Genomic DNA, 16,314 nt, shown 5'->3' on the forward strand with positions numbered 1-16,314 from the left:
CATGATTGCCCGAGCGCTGGCCTGCGTGTTGTTGTCTGGCTGGCTGTGCCAGGCGGCACAGGCACGCGACTACCGCTACAGCGATGCCCACCTGCACTACGTCGACTTCTTCCAGGAGAGCGAAGGCATGCCGGCGTTGCTAAAGGCCATGGATGCCGCAGGCATCGAGCAGTCGATGATTTCCGGCATACCGGTGGCCAAGAAATGGCATGAAGACGAGCCCAAGCGCCCGCGTTATTACGCCGGTGACGATGCCGATGCCTATTGGTACAGCGCCACCGATACCTACGTGGCGGCCGCCCTGCAGCAGTTGCCGATTGAGCAGCGGAAACGCTTTCATCCGTTCCTGACTGGTTTCAACCCGGTGGACAAGAACGCTGTCAGCCATATCGAACGCATGCTCGATATGTACCCGGGGCTGTGGGAGGGAATCGGCGAGGTTTTCACCCGTCACGATGACCTGACAGCGCTGACCAGTGGCGACACGCCGCGCGCCAACAACGAAGCCATGACGCGCATTTACCATCTGGCGGCCGAGCGGGACCTGCCGGTACTGCTGCATTCCAATATCACTTCAAAACGCGAGCGTAACCCGCTGTACCTGGCTGAGATCGAAGAGCCGCTGCGCAATCACCCGCACACGCGGTTCATCTGGGCGCACGCCGGCAGCAGCATGGAGATCCACCGGCACCAGACGCAGATGGACTTTTTGCTCCCAGTGCTGACGCGGTTGCTGGAGGATTACCCGAACCTGTATGTCGACCTGTCGTGGAGTGTGCTGCAGCCCTATCTGCTGGATGACAAGGGCGTGCCGCGCAAGGCCTGGGTGGCATTGGTCGAGAAATACCCGGAGCGGTTCATGCTGGGGTCGGATGTGGTGGGGCGGTTTGGCAGCCTGGGGGAACAGATGCACGGGTTCAGGCCGTTTCTGGATGCTTTGCCTGAGAATGTAGCGAACAAAGTGGCCCGCGATAACTTTCTGGCCGTGCTGCCCAGGCAAAAATAGGGGGTTGCCTGTACTGGCCCTATCTCCGGCACAGGCTACAAATGAAAACGCCCCGAACCAGTCGGGGCGTTTTCGATTACCGCATCAGCGTCTTACTTGCCTTCCCAGCGCTTGAGCACCAGGGTGGCGTTGGTGCCGCCGAAGCCGAAGCTGTTGCTCATGACCGTATCGATCTTGGCGTTTTCTTCGGTTTTGCGCAGGATCGGCAGGTCGGCGACCTCCGGGTCCAGTTCGTCGATGTTGGCGGAGCCGGCGATGAAGTTGTTTTCCATCATCAGCAGGCAATAGATCGCCTCGTGCACGCCAGCGGCGCCCAGCGAGTGACCCGACAGGCTCTTGGTCGAGCTGATCTTCGGTGCCTTGTCGCCGAATACCGCGCGAACGCCCTTGATCTCGGCAACGTCACCGACCGGGGTCGAGGTGCCGTGGGTGTTCAGGTAGTCGATCGGGGTGTCGACGGTGGACAGTGCCTGCTGCATGCAGCGGATGGCGCCTTCGCCGCTCGGGGCAACCATGTCGTAGCCATCGGAAGTAGCACCGTAGCCAACGATTTCGGCGTAGATCTTGGCGCCACGGGCCAAAGCATGTTCCAGCTCTTCGACGACAACCATGCCGCCACCGCCAGCAATGACGAAGCCATCACGGTCGTTATCGTAGGCACGCGAGGCCAGTTCCGGGGTTTCGTTGCGCTTGGTCGACAGGGCGCCCATGGCATCGAACAGGAACGACTGGCTCCAGTGTTCTTCTTCACCGCCACCGGCGAAGACGATGTCTTGCTTGCCCCACTGGATCTGCTCCAGGGCGGTACCGATGCAGTGTGCCGAGGTGGCGCATGCCGACGAGATCGAGTAGTTCAGGCCCTTGATCTTGAACGGGGTGGCCAGGCACGCCGAAACGGTGCTGCCCATGGTGCGGGTAACGCGGTATGGGCCGACGCGCTTGACGCCTTTCTCGCGCAGGGTGTCCAGCGCTTCCATCTGGTTCAGGGTCGAGGCACCGCCGGAGCCAGCTACCAGGCCGGTACGCGGGTTGGAAACCTGCTCTTCGGTCAGGCCTGCGTCCTTGATCGCGTCCTGCATCGCCAGGTAAGCGTACGCCGCGGCGTGGCCGACGAAGCGGTATACCTTGCGGTCGATCAGTTCTTCGAGGTTGAGGTCGATGGACCCGGAAACCTGGCTGCGCAGCCCCATTTCCTTGTATTCCGGGTTGAAACGGATACCCGGACGGCTTTTACGCAGGTTTTCGGTGACGGTAGCTTTGTCATTGCCCAGGCACGATACGATGCCCAGACCAGTGATAACGACGCGGCGCATGCGAATAACCCTTAGAAATTGTCAGTGGAAGTGAACACGCCGACCCGCAGGCCTTCGGCAGTGTAGATCTCACGGCCGTCGACGCTGACCGAGCCATCGGCGATGGCCATGTTCAGCTTGCCCTTCAGGACACGCTTGATCTGAATGTTGTAGGTGACTTTCTTGGCCTCTGGCAGTACCTGGCCGAAGAATTTCACCTCGCCCGAGCCCAGGGCGCGGCCGCGGCCCGGCAGGCCTTGCCAGCCGAGGAAGAAGCCTACCAGCTGCCACATGGCATCGAGGCCCAGGCAGCCCGGCATGACCGGATCGCCTTCGAAGTGGCAGGCGAAGAACCACAGGTCCGGGTTGATATCCAGCTCGGCGACCAATTCACCTTTGCCGTACTTGCCGCCTTCTTCGCTGATATGGGTGATGCGATCGACCATCAGCATGTTCGGCGCGGGCAGTTGCGCATTACCTGGGCCGAACAGCTCACCGCGACTGCAGCGCAGCAGGTCTTCCCGAGTAAAGGCGTGTTGTTTGGTCATGCGAGCTCCTCAATAACCCCCTGCGGCAGGGGATGAATCTTCCCGGCCGGCCTGATACGCATCGCGTTCAAGACGGCAGCCTACAGGTAGACTATTGCGTTGTGGTGAAAGTCACAGTGCACCCGGTGAAAGAAGTACAGGTGTGCACTGAAACGTCTATTTTCAGGTCCGATGATGGTCCTGTCCAGTGTTTAAGACTGCCGCACTTTAGCATTTATCGCCAGTCGCGGTTGTCTGACCGGGTAACCAGCGTTCCAGCACCTGCTGCAGCTCGGTACGGCGCAAGGGTTTGCTCAGGTAGTCGTCCATGCCAGCGGCCATACAACGCTCGCGGTCACCCTGCATCGCATTGGCAGTCAGGGCGATGATCGGTAACCCGGTGCCGTTGGGCAATTGGCGGATACGCCGGGTGGCTTCATAGCCGTCCAGGTGCGGCAGCCGACAGTCCATCAGCACGGCGGCAAAGCGCTGGCGGCTGACCAGGTCGACGGCCTCAAGTCCATCTTCGGCTGTGCATACCGCCAGGCCCAGGCTGCGCAGCATGGCTTCGATGACGCTCTGGTTGACCGGATTGTCCTCTACCAGCAGCACCTGATCACTGCCGGGCGCAGTCGTTTTCGCGTGCGTTGGCAACGCCGGTCGGCTGGGGGGAGGGCTGGCCAGGGCCAGCGGCATCTCCAGGGTAAATGTAGAACCCAGGCCTTCGCGGCTTTCACCGCGCAGCTTGCCGCCCATGCGTTCGGCCAGGGTGCGGGCGATCGACAGGCCCAGCCCGGTGCCGCCATAACGGCGGGAGATCGAGCTGTCGGCCTGCTGGAAGGCCACGAACATCATTTCCAGGCGGTCGCTGTCGATGCCGATACCCGTGTCGCGCACACTGCAGGTGAGCCAGATCAACTGCCGGTCGAGCACCTGCCAGCGTGCTTCGACCTGAACCTGGCCGCGTTCGGTGAACTTCAGTGCGTTACCGACCAGGTTCAGCAGGATCTGGCGGATGCGCGTGGGGTCGCCGTTCACTTGCAACTGCTCGATGTCGGCCGGCAGTTGCAGGTGCAAGCCAAGGCCACGCTGCTGGGCACTGTGCTGGAACGACAGGACGCAGCTGGTAATCAGCTCACCCAGGTTGAAATTGATGTGTTCCAGCTGAAGCGCAGCGCGTTCGATGCGCGAGAAGTCGAGGATATCGTTGATGACTTTCAGCAAATGCCCGGTGGATTCGCTGGCCACTGCGGTGTAGTCGGCCTGTTCGGTACTTAGCTGCGTGGTTTCCAGCAGCTGCAGCATGCCCAGCACGCCATTCATCGGGGTGCGCAGCTCGTGACTCATCATCGCCAGGAAGTCCGATTTGGCTCGGTTGGCTTGCTCGGCTTCCTCGCGGGCCTGGATCAGCTCGGCAATGGCCTGCTTCTGTTCATCGCTGGCCTGCTCCAGGGCGTTGGCCAGGTTGTTGATATGGCGGGCCAGGTGGCCCAGCTCGCTATCATCGACCACGGGCAGCGGGGTGTTGTACTGGCCCTGCTGTATGGCCTTGACCGCATGGCCCATGTCGCTGATCGGCTTGGCCAGGCTCAGGGCCAGGCGGCGCGCCAGCAAGAAGGTGAACAGCAAGGCGAACAGCGCCAGGATGCCGGCCTTGATCACGATTTCCTGTTGGCGTTGGCTGAAGGCGTCATCAGACATGCCGACGATCACCCGGCCCAGGTAGTCATCGCCGATCGCGGGTGTGGCGGCCTTGCCCTGCTGCAGGAAGTCGCTGTCCAGGCGGATTTGCTGCAAGCGTATGGGCGCCTGGAACACCTCTACCCGCTGCGCGCGGTTGGCGCTTTCGTCGGACTGCTCGACGTACACAAGGATGTGGTTGCGGCTGTCCTGCACCTCGAGGAAGCGCACGTGCGGGATGCTGAGGGTGGCGCGCATCAGGCCTTCGAGCACCTCGTTGTTGCCCGAGATCACCCCGTACTCCGAGGCCGGGGCCAATTGGTTGGCGATCAGCTGCCCGGTATGGTTCAGCTCCTGGCGCAGGTCCTGGATGCGCACGAAGGTGAAGAAGCTGATCAGCAGCAAGGTCAGCAGCAGGGCAGGGCCAAGGCTTATGATTTGCGTGCGGGTGTGGATGTCCCAGCTCAGGCCTTTGCTCATGGGGTGGGCTCTCCTTCGGCCAGGGCCTTGGCGGCGGCGGACGGATCGATCGGTTGCAGGCCCAGGGCGCGCGCCACCTGCTGGTTGCCACTGACGCCGAAACGGGCCGGATACAGGCTGCGCGGCCAGCGCCCCGGAGGCTGGTCGAGCAACTGGTCAAGTACTGCCAGCCAGTCCTCCTGGTCGCTGTAGGTACTGGCCAGGGCGCCGGCGCGAACAAAGCCGGCGTTCGGGCCGATCAGCGCCATCTGCCGGCCATAACTGCTCAGCAACAGGTTCTTCGCAGTCTTGGAGTTGTACAGGTCCGGGTCATCCAGGCCCAGCAGCACATCGCTGTTACCCAGCAGGTGCTGCAGGGGCCGGCTGTCACGCAGGTCGGGCCAGTCCTGGGCAATGATTTCCAGGCCCAGCGGGCGGGCAGCATGGCGCAGCTCTTCGAGCAGGAAACCACTGTGCTCGCCGTACAGCACACCAATGCGCTGGGCCTGTGGCAGCAGGTAGCGCGCCAGGCGCAGTTGCCGGCCCAACGGCGGGTCGCTCCACAGCAAGGTGAGAAACGCCGGGCGCGACTTTCCCAGGCGCTGTTCAGCCTGCACCCGGCTTATTCGCATGGCCAGGGCTGGCGGGCCGGCGTTTTCACCCAGGCGCCACTCCAGGGCAGCACTGTCGAGCAGAATCAGGCGCTGGTCGGTCTTGAGCTGGCCAGGGCGTGGCAGGTCAGCGGTGGTCTGGAAATGCACATGATCGTGCGGCCGACGGTTTTCGAGTGCGGCGACGAAGCTGCGGATGCCGGGCTGGTCTTGCGCGCCTACCAGCAGAATTTCGCTGGCGGACAACGGCCCCAGGGGCCACAGACACAGCAGCAACAGGCGCAGCACCACGGCCATCAGAACGCCAGCTCCGCGCTGAAGCTGAGGCGGTGGCGGCTGTCGTAGCGGTTCTGCACGGTCGTGGTCGGCTCGTCGTCCAGGCGTTGCTGCCACAGCGCCGCCAGCTCCAGGTTGCTGCCCTGCACCCGAAGGCGCTTGGCCAGGCGCAGGTCCAGACGCTCGTAGCGGTACTGGTTGAGCGCATCGTCACCGTAGTAGAACAGCGCACTCGACCAGCCATCGCCCCATTCGCGCATCCAACCGACCGAGCCGCTGTTGCGGGCGGTGAGGCGGCGGTCGTCGGGGTTGCTGGCCCAGGCATCGACATAGGCATAGGTCAGGCGCAGGCGGTCACGCAGGGTGGGGCGCCAGTCCAGTTGCGTCTCGCTGCCGCTGAACCGGGCCTTGTTCGCGTTGCTGGCGACGTACTGGTTGTTCTTCAGGGGCTCGCTGATCATGCCGGTGATCTCGTCGTAGAACAGCTTCACATCCAGGCTCAGGTCGATGTCGCTGAAGTAGCCGTTGTAGCCCAGTTCGCGCGAGCGCATGCGCTCTTGGTCCAGGTCGCCCGGGCCGCGGGTCTTGACGAAGTACTCACCGTGCTGCTGGCCGAACGCATTGGGGCTGAGGTTCTTGACCGTGTAGCTCCAGTTGATGTTGTTCTCGAACATGTCGGGCGAGCGCACCGCCTCGGAATACACTGCACGCAGGCCGTGGCGCGGGGTGATCAGGTAGTTGACCGCAACGCGCGGGGTCAGCGAGCTGCCCGACAGGCGCGAGTCTTCGAACATCGCCCCACCCTGCAAGATCCAGTGCTCGTCGGCGCGCCATTCCAGCTGGCCGAACACGCGCCAGGTCTGGTCGTCGATGCTGCCGTTGAAGTAGGTCTGCGAGTCGGCACGGTCATAGCGGTAGTTCATGCCGCTGAGCAGGCGCAGGCTGTCGGTCAGGCTGAGGGTGTCCTGGATTTCCAGGTCGTAGCGGGTTTCGCGGGTGCTCTGGTCGACATCGCCGCAGACCACGCTGCTGCCGCCCTTGTTGTTCCACTGATCCTTGATGGTATCGACCAGCGCTTGTTCTGCCGGGTTGCTGCTGGGTGGCGGGTTGTTGGCGCCGCGTGCGACCAGCTCGGCGTAATTGGGGTTCATCTGCCACAGCCGGGTCAGTTCGGGGCTGAACGACAGTGCGGCATCACAGGCCCGCCAGACCTGTTGGCGGTCGAAATGCTGTGCCGAACCTTGCACATACAGGCTGTGGTCGGGATTGAAGTCGATGTTCCAGCGCACCGACCCTGCGTAGTCCTTGGCATTGACGTCGGCATTGTCGCCGCGCTGGGTAACGTAGGGGAATACCGGCTGGTAGGTATAGGGCCGCTGGTTGCTGCCTTCTTTTGCCGCCAGTTGCCATTCCAGGGTCTGGTCGACCGCCAGGTTGTGGCTGGCACTGAGGTTGAAGCGGGTCAGCCGGCGGCTGTCCCGGTAGTCCTGGCCGAACTGATCGTGGTCGAAGCCGTCGTCCTGCTGGCCCGACAACGACAGGCGCATGTCGCCGCCATCCCAGCCGAAGCCGTGGCTGGCATAGAAGTCGTTGATGCCGTCCTCGCCGCGGGTCACTTTCAATCGTGTGCCATGGCTGTCGGCGGGGTTGCGGGTGAGGATGTTGACCACCGCCATCAGCGCATTGGCACCGTAGCTGACCGTGTTGGGGCCGCGGAACACCTCGATGCGCTCGATGTCTTCCATGGCCAGGGGGATATCGCTCCAGTCCACCGTGGCCAGGCCAGCCCGGTACACCGAGCGGCCATCGATCAGCACCTGCATGCGCCGCGCTTCGCTGGCGTTGCTGCCGTGGTAGTTGACCGTCGGCTGGTTGCCGGCGCCGTAGCCGATCATCATGCCCGGTACCAGGCGCAGCAGTTCGGGGATGTCGCGGGCGCCGCTGGCGCGGATCAGCTCGCTGTCGAGCACGGTCATGCTGCCCGGGACTGCCGCCGGGGATTGTTTCAGGCGCGTGGCGGTCAGAACCTGCGGCAGGTCGCTATTGTCGATGAACAGGTCGTCGGCCATGGCCGGGCCACCGAGCAGGGCAGTCAGTATCAGCAGGCGCGGGAACGGGGGCGAGCCAGGGAACACGGGGCAGCCTTGTATCAGGATTGAAACAGGCATGGTAACTGACCTTGGCGTATTTTCCAGTGATCTGCGTCGGCTGTTCTGGCCCTTTCCCGGATGAGCCCGTTTTCACAGCGGCTGAACGCTGTGCTGTACCTGTGGGAGCGGCCTTGCCCGCGACGAGGCCAGTACTGACACTGGTTCTGTAGCAGGTGAGCCGTATAATGGCGGGGTCGCCACTTAACTTTTGGCTTTAACGGATTGGATATGACTGAACAGCAACCTGTTGCAGTTCTGGGCGGCGGCAGCTTCGGCACCGCCGTGGCGAACCTGCTGGCGGAAAACGGTGTGCCGGTGCGCCAATGGATGCGCGACCCGGCGCAGGCCGAGGCCATGCGCGTCAATCGCGAGAATCCGCGCTACCTCAAGGGCATCCGCCTGCAGGATGGCGTGGAGCCGGTCAACGATCTGCTGGCCACCTTGCAGGCCAGCGAGTTGATCTTCGTCGCCCTGCCATCAAGTGCCTTGCGCAGTGTGCTGGCGCCCCACGCCGAGCTGTTGCGGGGCAAGGGCCTGGTCAGCCTGACCAAGGGTATCGAGGCGCAGAGCTTCAAGCTGATGAGCCAGATCCTTGAAGAGATCGCCCCTGACGCCCGCATCGGGGTGCTGTCGGGCCCCAACCTGGCCCGCGAGATCGCCGAACATGCGCTGACCGCCACAGTGGTCGCCAGCGAGGACGAACAACTCTGCCAGCAAGTGCAGGCTGTACTGCACGGGCGTACCTTTCGTGTCTACGCCAGCGCCGACCGCTTCGGCGTCGAACTGGGTGGGGCGCTGAAAAACGTCTACGCCATTATCGCTGGCATGGCCGTAGCCTTGGGCATGGGCGAAAACACCAAGAGCATGCTGATTACCCGGGCCCTGGCCGAGATGACCCGCTTCGCCGTCAGCCAGGGTGCCAACCCCATGACCTTCCTTGGCCTGGCCGGTGTCGGTGACCTGATCGTCACCTGCTCCTCGCCCAAGAGCCGCAACTACCAGGTGGGCCATGCGCTGGGCCAGGGGTTGAGCCTGGAAGAGGCTGTCAGCCGCCTGGGCGAGGTGGCCGAAGGCGTCAACACCCTCAAGGTGCTCAAGGCCAAGGCGCAGGAGGTACAGGTGTACATGCCGCTGGTGGCGGGCCTGCATGCCATCCTGTTCGAAGGCCGCACACTGAACCAGGTGATCGAGCACCTGATGCGCGCCGAGCCCAAGACCGATGTCGATTTCATTTCCATCAGCGGTTTCAACTGAGCCCTTGGCGGCTCTGACACGAGCAAGGAGCAACACATGAACGATACGCCCGAACGCGCCCAGCGCGAGTCGATCATCCTGCGGGTGCTGTGGATGCTGGTGTTCCTGGTGGTCTGGCAACTGGCCGAATTGCTGCTCGGCGGCCTGGTGCTGGTGCAACTCATCTACCGACTAGTGTATGGCGCGCCCAGCGCCAGCCTGATGAACTTCGGCGACAGCCTGAGCCAGTACCTGGCGCAGATCGGCCGCTATGGCAGCTTCCACACTGAGCAGAAGCCCTGGCCATTTGCCGACTGGCCAGCACCGCGTGCCCCGGAAGGCGAGGCGCCGCATGCCGTGGCACCGGCCCCGCACCCGGTGCGGGACGAGGAACCCAAGCTGTGAAGCTGTGGGTGCTGCGCCACGGTGAGGCGGAGCCGCGGGCCAACACCGACGCCGAGCGCCGCCTGACCGGCCATGGTCGCGAGCAGGTGCTGCACAGCGCTGCCCGCCTGCTGGGGCAGCCGCTGCAGGCGATTATCGCCAGCCCCTACGTGCGCGCCCAGCAAACGGCGGCGCTGGTGCATGACACGCTGGGTTTCAGGGAGCCGGTGCGTACCGTGCCCTGGTTGACGCCAGAGAGCGATGTGCAGCAGGTCATTGGCGAAATCGAGCGCCTGGGCCTGGAGCATGTACTGCTGGTCAGCCACCAGCCGCTGGTGGGGAATTTGATCGGTGCGCTGGAGCATGGTCACCAACAGCAACCAGCCGCCATGAGCACCGCCAGCCTGGCGGAGCTGGAAGGGGATTGGCCGCTGGCTGGGTTGATGACCCTGCTGGCGATCAACCCACCGGTGTGATTCCTCGGCAAATCGATAAGGCAACTGGTATTTTTGTCAGTTGCCGCACTTGATGGCCTCTTGCTAGCGTTGCCTCAAAGCAATCAGGGAGGGAGCAGCGGATGAGCGGTGAGATGCGGGAGCTTTTGAGTTCCCTGGACCTGCAACCCACCGTAGACAAGGTGGGGCAAGGCGTTACGCTGGATTTTGCCCAGTACAGCCTGCTGCGCGACTCGGCCGACGCCAAGCTCTACCAGCTGCTGCACAAGGTCAGCCGCAACGGCAACCTGGAGCCCGCCACCAGGCAGCAAAGCGAGCGAGACCTGCGCACGCTGCAGGACGCCTGCCTGCGAGTCTCCCACCTGCTACAAACGAGTTGCCTGGCCTTGCGCCGTCTGCAACTCGACTTTCAGGACCAGCGCCTGGCCCGTGAGGCGCTGGAAAGCCAGTTGGCCTACATGCAGGCCTGCTTGCGCCGGTCTCTGGCCAGCTTCGACCGCTCGGCGTGACCTGATAGCCCTCGCCGATGACCTTTCCGAATGTTGCTGAATCGCGCCCCGATGCCGACAATGAGCCATCATCTTCCGTCCGGACCAGGCGCCATGTCGCAGCAGATCTTCTTCGCTCATGCCAACGGTTTCCCTTCGGCCACGTATGGCAAGCTGTTCGCTGCCCTGGCGCCGGACTACCAGGTGCAGCACCTGGCCCAGCATGGCCACGATCCGCGCTTTCCGGTAGACGACAACTGGCAGAGCCTGGTCGATGAGCTGCTGCATCACCTGGCGCAGCAGGACCAGCCCGTCTGGGGTGTCGGGCATTCGCTGGGGGGGGTGTTGCACCTGCATGCTGCCTTGCGTCGCCCCGAGTACTACCGCGGGGTGGTGATGCTCGACTCGCCGGTGCTCACCCGTGCCGACCAGTGGCTGCTGCGCACCGCCAAGCGTTTCGGTTTCATTGACCGCATTACCCCGGCCGGCCGCACCTTGGGGCGCCGCGAAGTTTTCAATGACCGCGACAGTGCCCGGGACTATTTTGCTGGCAAGTCACTGTTTCGCCATTTTGACCCCGACTGCCTCGAAGCCTATGTAGAACATGGCCTGCAGGCGATGGAGCAGGGGCTGCAACTGCGCTTCGATCCGGCTACCGAAATCAGTATCTACCGCAGCATCCCGCACACCAGCCCCGCGCCTGCGCGGCAGTTGCAGGTGCCGCTGGCCATGGTGCGCGGCGAGCGCAGCAACGTCATTCGCCGTCACCACACCCTGGCGGTGCGCGGCATGCCCAAAGGCGAATATCACAGTGTGCCCGGCGGCCACATGTTCCCGCTGGAGCGCCCGACCGACACCGCCAGCCTGATCAAGGGCCTGTTCGACCGCTGGAGCCAGGCATGAGCGCGCAGGTGCAGGAAGTGCGCCTGAGCCTGGGCCATATCGAACTGGCGGCACACCTGTTCGGCCCCGAGGACGGGCTGCCGGTAATTGCCCTGCATGGCTGGCTGGATAACGCCAACAGTTACGCTCGCCTGGCGCCGCAACTGAAGGGCCTGCGCATCGTCGCCCTGGACCTGGCCGGGCACGGTTACTCGGAACACCGTCCGCCTGGTGCCGGCTATGCCCTGGCCGACTACGCCCACGACGTGCTGCGGGTTGCCGAGCAGCTGGGTTGGCAGCGTTTCGCCCTGTTGGGCCACTCGCTGGGCGCAATCATTTCGGTACAACTGGCCGGCGCCTTGCCCGACCGGGTCAGCCACCTGGCGTTGATCGACGGCGTCATCCCGCCGACCGGTGCCGAGCAGGACGCAGGCGAGCGCTTGGGGATGGCACTGCAAGCCCAGCTGCGGCTGGATGGCAAACGCAAGTCGGTGTACGCAACGCTGGAAGAAGGCGTACATGCGCGGATGAAAGGCATGGTCGCGGTCAGCCGCGAGGCTGCAGAATTGCTGGCGCAACGTGGCCTGATGCCGGTACCCGGTGGCTACAGCTGGCGCAGTGACAGCCGCCTCACCCTGCCATCGCCGGTGCGCCTGAGTGAAACCCAGGCCATGGCCCATGTGCGCCGGGTGAGTTGCCCGGCGCTGTTGGTGGTGGCCGCCGACGGCATGCTGGCGCGCCACGCCGCGTTGCTGGAGAAGCTACCCTTTGAGCAGGTGACGCTACCCGGTGGTCATCACCTGCACCTGAATGATGAGCAGGGCGCGGCCCTTGTCGCAGACTGTATCAATCGCTTCTTTGGCTTTGCTTGACTTGCACCGGACAAGTGTCGAGGCTTGGCGGGTTGAACAGGGAGACAACCATGCAACTGCCAGACATCCTGGAGCTTCACTTCGGCGCCGCGCGCCGCCTGGTTCGCCAATGAGCGCGCCTGTTGCCATCCGTACTGCTGTCGCCGCCTGCCTGGCGCTGGCCAGCCCTGGGTTGTGGGCCGGCAGCCTGCCGGTGCCGGTGGACGCAAAGGTCGTTGACCAGCGTCCGGCCGTGGAGCAAGAGCGCGTCTACCCCATGGGCCCGCTGCGCAAGATCAGCGGCCGCCTGCGGGTCGAAAACAAGGTCGAGAGCCGTGGCCAGGTCAGCTCGGTAACCTACGAACTGCCGGTCGAACGTACGGCCCGTGAAGCCTTCACCAGTGCCCGCGAAGCACTGCAGCGCGAGGGTGGTTACCCGTTGTTCTGGTGCCAGGGCCGCGATTGCGGCGAGGCCAGCCTGTGGGGCAACGATGTGTTCGCCAACGCCCGCCTCAACGGTGGTGACGAGCAGCAGGCGTTCATCCTGCTACGCCGCTCGGCTGAGGAGGCCGACACGCTGGTCGCGCTGTACAGCGTTACCCGTGGCAACCGCCGCGCCTACCTGCATGTGGAGGAGTTCGTCGCCGCCAGCCCGCTGGGCGAGCTGCTGCCTACTGCCGCCACGGTGATGCGCGAAATGCGCGACACCGGCAAGCTCGACTACCCTGACCTTGCTGCGCCGCGAGACACCTGGGTGAACCTGCTGGCCCGCAGCCTGAACCTCGACAGCACCTTGCGCGCCAGCCTCAGTGGCGCCCAAGCCGAAGCCTGGCGCGAGGCGCTGGTCAAGGCCGGGGTGCGTAATGGTCGCCTTGAAGTCGGTAGCGCACCCACCAATGGCCTGCACCTTGAATTGATCCGTTGAACGAGCGCCACCATGGTTAACAATGACCGCCTGCTGATCCAGATTCTGCTGCTGGCCTTGCTGGGTGCCGGCCTTTGGGTGATGGCGCCGTTCATTTCTGCATTGCTGTGGGGGGCTATCCTGGCTTTTGCCAGTTGGCCGCTGATGCGCTTGCTGACACGTGTGCTGGGCGGGCGTGAAACCCTGGCGGCGAGCCTGCTGACCACGGCCTGGATCCTGATCGTGGCACTGCCGCTGGTGTGGCTGGGGTTCAACATGGCCGATCATATTCGCGATGCCACGGCGTTTGTGCGTGACGTGCAGGTCGACGGCCTGCCCGACGCGCCGGCCTGGCTGGGTGGCATTCCATTCGTGGGCGAGCGCCTGGTCAACGGGTGGCAATCGCTGGACCAGCAGGGCGCGGCCTTGGTGGCCTCGGCCAAGCCCTACTTCGGGCAGGTGGGCAACTGGTTGCTGGCGCGCAGCGCGCAGATCGGCAGCGGCGTGCTGGAACTGACCCTGAGCCTGGTGTTCGTGTTCTTCTTCTACCGCGACGGGCCACGTCTGGCGGCATTTGTGTTGCGCTTGCTGCACCGTTTGATTGGCGAGCGCGCTGAGTATTACCTGGAGCTGGTAGCCGGTACTGTGCAGCGGGTGGTCAACGGGGTGATCGGCACGGCGGCCGCGCAGGCCCTGCTGGCGCTGATCGGCTTCCTGATCGCCGGGGTGCCCGGGGCGATCGTGCTGGGCCTGGTGACCTTCATGCTCAGCCTGATCCCCATGGGCCCGCCACTGGCCTGGATCCCGGCCACTGCCTGGCTGGTGTGGAAGGGCGAATACGGCATGGCGGTGTTCCTGGGTATCTGGGGCACCTTCGTCATCAGTGGCGTGGACAACGTGCTCAAGCCCTACCTGATCAGCCGTGGCGGCAACCTGCCGCTGGTGATCGTGCTGCTGGGTGTATTCGGTGGCTTGCTTGCCTTTGGCTTCATTGGCCTGTTCATCGGGCCGACCTTGCTGGCGGTCGGTTACAGCCTGCTGCTGGACTGGAGCCGTAACGCCGCACAGCAGCCGCCCCAGCAGTAAGCCTGTAACGGCCTCTTCGCGGGCACGCCCGCTCCCACAGGTACTGCACAGTCTTCAAGGCCTGTGTCGTACCTGTGGATTCACCCGCGAAGAGGCCAGCACAGGCAGTCCAAAGTGCTGATCTTTACGCATTCTTTATACCTCACCCCATCCCCAGATCTCGCCCCTTTACGCCCCTCCCTAAGACAATTTCCCCAAAGCGGCCCAAGCCGTAACACGGGGAGAACCACTCATGAACATGCTCGACGGGCTGTCACTGCTGCTGGCAGTGGCCTTGGCGTTTTATCTGCTGGTGGCGCTGTTGCGCGCCGATCGCAGCTAGGGAGCGACCATGCACAGTTACGATTTCGCCTTGCTCCTGGCGTTCTTTGCCATCGTGCTGCTACCGGCACCCTGGCTGGGGCGGTTCTACTTCAAGGTCATGGAAGGCCAGCGCACCTGGCTGTCGCCGCTACTCGGCCCGGTCGAGCAAGCTTGCTACCGGCTGGCGGGGGTGAACGCCAGCCAGGAGCAGAACTGGCGGCAGTACACCCTGGCCCTGCTGGCCTTCAACCTGGTCGGGTTCCTGCTGCTGTTCGCCGTGCTGTTATTGCAGGGCTACCTGCCGCTCAACCCGCAGCACCTGCCAGGCCAAGAATGGTCGCTGGCGTTCAATACCGCCGTCAGTTTCGTGACCAACACCAACTGGCAGGCCTACAGCGGTGAAGCGTCGGTCAGTTACCTGAGCCAGATGCTCGGCCTGACCGTGCAGAACTTTGTCAGTGCTGCCACCGGCCTGGCCGTGCTGGTGGCGTTGTGCCGTGGCATTGCCCGGCGCAGCGCGTCGACACTGGGCAACTTCTGGGTCGACATGACCCGTGCCACCCTCTACTGCTTGCTGCCGCTGTGCTTGCTGCTGGCGCTGTTGCTGGTATGGCAGGGTGTGCCACAGACCTTTGCCGACTACGTCCATGCGCTGACCTTGCAAGGTGCTGACCAGACCATTCCACTGGGGCCGGCTGCCAGTCAGATCGCTATCAAGCAATTGGGTACCAATGGTGGCGGCTTCTTCGGCGTCAACTCGGCGCACCCGTTCGAAAACCCCACCGCCTGGAGCAACCTGTTCGAGGTGGCTTCGATCATCCTCATTCCGGTGGCCTTGGTGTTCACCTTCGGCCACTACGTGAAGGACCTGCGCCAGAGCCGCGCCATCCTCGCCTGCATGCTTGCCCTGTTCCTGATCGGTGGCAGCACGGCGTTGTGGTCCGAGCATCAACCCAACCCGGCGCTGCAGAGCCCGCAGGTGCAGCAGACCGCGCCCCTGGAGGGCAAGGAAATCCGCTTCGGCACCACCGGTTCGGTGCTGTGGACGGTCACTACCACCGCCGCCTCGAACGGCTCGGTCAACGCCATGCACGACAGCCTGAACCCGCTGACCGGCATGGTGGCGATGGTCAACATGATGGTCGGCGAGGTGATCTTCGGCGGCGTCGGCGCGGGCCTCTACGGCATGCTGCTGTTCGTCCTGATCGCGGTGTTCCTGGCCGGGCTGATGATTGGCCGCACCCCGGAATACCTGGGCAAGAAACTGCAGGCCCGTGAGGTGCAGTTGCTGGTGGCGACCCTGCTGGTGATGCCGGTCGGCGTGCTGGTGCTTGGCGCCATTGCTGCCAGCCTGCCAGGCCCGGCAGGGGCAATCAGCAACCCGGGGGCGCACGGTTTCAGCCAGCTGCTGTACGCCTATACCTCGGGCACGGCCAACAACGGTTCGGCGTTCGCCGGTTTTGGCGCCAACACGGTGTACCACAACCTGATGATCGGCCTGGCCATGCTCATCGGCCGCTTTGGCTACATCCTGCCGATCCTGGCCTTGGCCGGCAGCCTGGCGGCGAAGAAAAGCGCGCCACAGGGGCAGAACAGCTTCCCCACCCACGGCCCGCTGTTCACCGGCCTGCTGCTGGTGACCATCCTGCTGGTCGGCGGCCTGACCTTCCTGCCGACCCTGGCCCTTGGGCCAATTGCCGAACACCTGAGCCTGGGTTTTTGAGGAC

Annotated in this window: 16 protein-coding genes; 11 read left to right on the forward strand and 5 right to left on the reverse strand. The window is 63.9% G+C overall.

The features are described from left to right. Position 1: 1 nt before the first annotated feature. Positions 2-1,006 (forward strand): amidohydrolase family protein, encoded by a 1,005-nt coding sequence (locus SB765_RS10840; protein ID WP_341796331.1) that lies wholly within the window; start codon positions 2-4, stop codon positions 1,004-1,006. Between the two features lie 92 nt (positions 1,007-1,098). On the opposite strand, the gene fabB is transcribed toward SB765_RS10840, so the two are convergent. From fabB to SB765_RS10865, 5 genes are all read right to left on the reverse strand, one after another. Next, on the reverse strand, positions 1,099-2,319 hold the full coding sequence (gene fabB / locus SB765_RS10845; RefSeq protein ID WP_341796330.1) for a beta-ketoacyl-ACP synthase I: 1,221 nt from the start codon (positions 2,317-2,319) through the stop codon (positions 1,099-1,101). Positions 2,320-2,330: 11 nt separating this feature from the next. After that, positions 2,331-2,846, reverse strand: coding sequence for a 3-hydroxyacyl-[acyl-carrier-protein] dehydratase FabA (gene fabA, locus SB765_RS10850; RefSeq protein WP_016498706.1), 516 nt, complete (start codon positions 2,844-2,846; stop codon positions 2,331-2,333). 207 nt (positions 2,847-3,053) lie between these two features. After that, positions 3,054-4,985 (reverse strand): ATP-binding protein, encoded by a 1,932-nt coding sequence (locus SB765_RS10855; protein WP_341796329.1) that lies wholly within the window; start codon positions 4,983-4,985, stop codon positions 3,054-3,056. Beyond that, complete coding sequence (locus SB765_RS10860; RefSeq protein ID WP_341796328.1) at positions 4,982-5,872, reverse strand: ABC transporter substrate-binding protein; 891 nt, start codon at positions 5,870-5,872, stop codon at positions 4,982-4,984. The genes SB765_RS10855 and SB765_RS10860 overlap by 4 nt, the downstream gene beginning before the upstream one ends. Next, positions 5,872-8,019 (reverse strand): TonB-dependent receptor plug domain-containing protein, encoded by a 2,148-nt coding sequence (locus SB765_RS10865; protein ID WP_341796327.1) that lies wholly within the window; start codon positions 8,017-8,019, stop codon positions 5,872-5,874. Before SB765_RS10865 ends, SB765_RS10860 begins: the two co-directional genes overlap by 1 nt. Positions 8,020-8,229: 210 nt before the next feature. Here SB765_RS10865 and SB765_RS10870 point away from each other — a divergent pair, with 210 nt between their 5' ends. From SB765_RS10870 to kdpA, 10 genes are all read left to right on the forward strand, one after another. Then, positions 8,230-9,255 carry an NAD(P)H-dependent glycerol-3-phosphate dehydrogenase gene (locus tag SB765_RS10870; RefSeq protein ID WP_410910007.1) on the forward strand — a complete coding sequence of 342 codons (1,026 nt, stop codon included), beginning with the start codon at positions 8,230-8,232 and terminating at the stop codon, positions 9,253-9,255. 36 nt (positions 9,256-9,291) lie between these two features. Beyond that, positions 9,292-9,639, forward strand: a complete 348-nt coding sequence (locus tag SB765_RS10875; RefSeq protein ID WP_016498711.1) for a DUF4389 domain-containing protein — start codon at positions 9,292-9,294, stop codon at positions 9,637-9,639. Continuing rightward, the gene (gene sixA, locus SB765_RS10880) at positions 9,636-10,094 is read left to right on the forward strand and encodes a phosphohistidine phosphatase SixA (protein ID WP_410910008.1); all 459 of its coding nucleotides are present in this window, start codon (positions 9,636-9,638) and stop codon (positions 10,092-10,094) included. The genes SB765_RS10875 and sixA overlap by 4 nt, the downstream gene beginning before the upstream one ends. 101 nt (positions 10,095-10,195) lie before the next feature. Continuing rightward, entirely contained in the window at positions 10,196-10,582 is a 387-nt protein-coding gene (locus tag SB765_RS10885) for a hypothetical protein (RefSeq protein ID WP_410910009.1), read from the forward strand. A 93-nt stretch (positions 10,583-10,675) separates the two neighbouring features. Next, positions 10,676-11,464, forward strand: coding sequence for an alpha/beta fold hydrolase (locus SB765_RS10890; RefSeq protein WP_410910010.1), 789 nt, complete (start codon positions 10,676-10,678; stop codon positions 11,462-11,464). Continuing rightward, a complete protein-coding gene (locus tag SB765_RS10895; protein ID WP_410910011.1) occupies positions 11,461-12,315 on the forward strand; it encodes an alpha/beta hydrolase in 855 nt (284 codons plus the stop codon). The genes SB765_RS10890 and SB765_RS10895 overlap by 4 nt, the downstream gene beginning before the upstream one ends. 109 nt (positions 12,316-12,424) lie before the next feature. Then, on the forward strand, positions 12,425-13,219 hold the full coding sequence (locus SB765_RS10900; protein ID WP_410931306.1) for a DUF4892 domain-containing protein: 795 nt from the start codon (positions 12,425-12,427) through the stop codon (positions 13,217-13,219). A 12-nt stretch (positions 13,220-13,231) separates the two neighbouring features. Further along, a complete protein-coding gene (locus tag SB765_RS10905; RefSeq protein ID WP_341796321.1) occupies positions 13,232-14,284 on the forward strand; it encodes an AI-2E family transporter in 1,053 nt (350 codons plus the stop codon). A gap of 232 nt (positions 14,285-14,516) precedes the next feature. Further along, positions 14,517-14,606 (forward strand): K(+)-transporting ATPase subunit F, encoded by a 90-nt coding sequence (kdpF, locus tag SB765_RS10910; RefSeq protein ID WP_003251485.1) that lies wholly within the window; start codon positions 14,517-14,519, stop codon positions 14,604-14,606. A gap of 9 nt (positions 14,607-14,615) precedes the next feature. Then, the gene (gene kdpA / locus SB765_RS10915) at positions 14,616-16,310 is read left to right on the forward strand and encodes a potassium-transporting ATPase subunit KdpA (protein WP_410931307.1); all 1,695 of its coding nucleotides are present in this window, start codon (positions 14,616-14,618) and stop codon (positions 16,308-16,310) included. The last annotated feature ends 4 nt before the right edge of the window (positions 16,311-16,314 follow it).

Origin of the sequence: Pseudomonas sp. SIMBA_067 (assembly GCF_046534675.1) — a bacterium.
Classification (GTDB): domain Bacteria; phylum Pseudomonadota; class Gammaproteobacteria; order Pseudomonadales; family Pseudomonadaceae; genus Aquipseudomonas; species Aquipseudomonas putida.

Coding starts and splice junctions, on each gene's coding strand:
- SB765_RS10840 (WP_341796331.1), top strand. CDS start 2: ATGATTGCCCGAGCGCTGGCCTGCGTGTTGTTGTCTGGCTGGCTGTGC.
- fabB (WP_341796330.1), bottom strand. CDS start 2,319: ATGCGCCGCGTCGTTATCACTGGTCTGGGCATCGTATCGTGCCTGGGC.
- fabA (WP_016498706.1), bottom strand. CDS start 2,846: ATGACCAAACAACACGCCTTTACTCGGGAAGACCTGCTGCGCTGCAGT.
- SB765_RS10855 (WP_341796329.1), bottom strand. CDS start 4,985: ATGAGCAAAGGCCTGAGCTGGGACATCCACACCCGCACGCAAATCATA.
- SB765_RS10860 (WP_341796328.1), bottom strand. CDS start 5,872: ATGGCCGTGGTGCTGCGCCTGTTGCTGCTGTGTCTGTGGCCCCTGGGG.
- SB765_RS10865 (WP_341796327.1), bottom strand. CDS start 8,019: ATGCCTGTTTCAATCCTGATACAAGGCTGCCCCGTGTTCCCTGGCTCG.
- SB765_RS10870 (WP_410910007.1), top strand. CDS start 8,230: ATGACTGAACAGCAACCTGTTGCAGTTCTGGGCGGCGGCAGCTTCGGC.
- SB765_RS10875 (WP_016498711.1), top strand. CDS start 9,292: ATGAACGATACGCCCGAACGCGCCCAGCGCGAGTCGATCATCCTGCGG.
- SB765_RS10885 (WP_410910009.1), top strand. CDS start 10,196: ATGAGCGGTGAGATGCGGGAGCTTTTGAGTTCCCTGGACCTGCAACCC.
- SB765_RS10890 (WP_410910010.1), top strand. CDS start 10,676: ATGTCGCAGCAGATCTTCTTCGCTCATGCCAACGGTTTCCCTTCGGCC.
- SB765_RS10895 (WP_410910011.1), top strand. CDS start 11,461: ATGAGCGCGCAGGTGCAGGAAGTGCGCCTGAGCCTGGGCCATATCGAA.
- SB765_RS10900 (WP_410931306.1), top strand. CDS start 12,425: ATGAGCGCGCCTGTTGCCATCCGTACTGCTGTCGCCGCCTGCCTGGCG.
- SB765_RS10905 (WP_341796321.1), top strand. CDS start 13,232: ATGGTTAACAATGACCGCCTGCTGATCCAGATTCTGCTGCTGGCCTTG.
- kdpF (WP_003251485.1), top strand. CDS start 14,517: ATGAACATGCTCGACGGGCTGTCACTGCTGCTGGCAGTGGCCTTGGCG.
- kdpA (WP_410931307.1), top strand. CDS start 14,616: ATGCACAGTTACGATTTCGCCTTGCTCCTGGCGTTCTTTGCCATCGTG.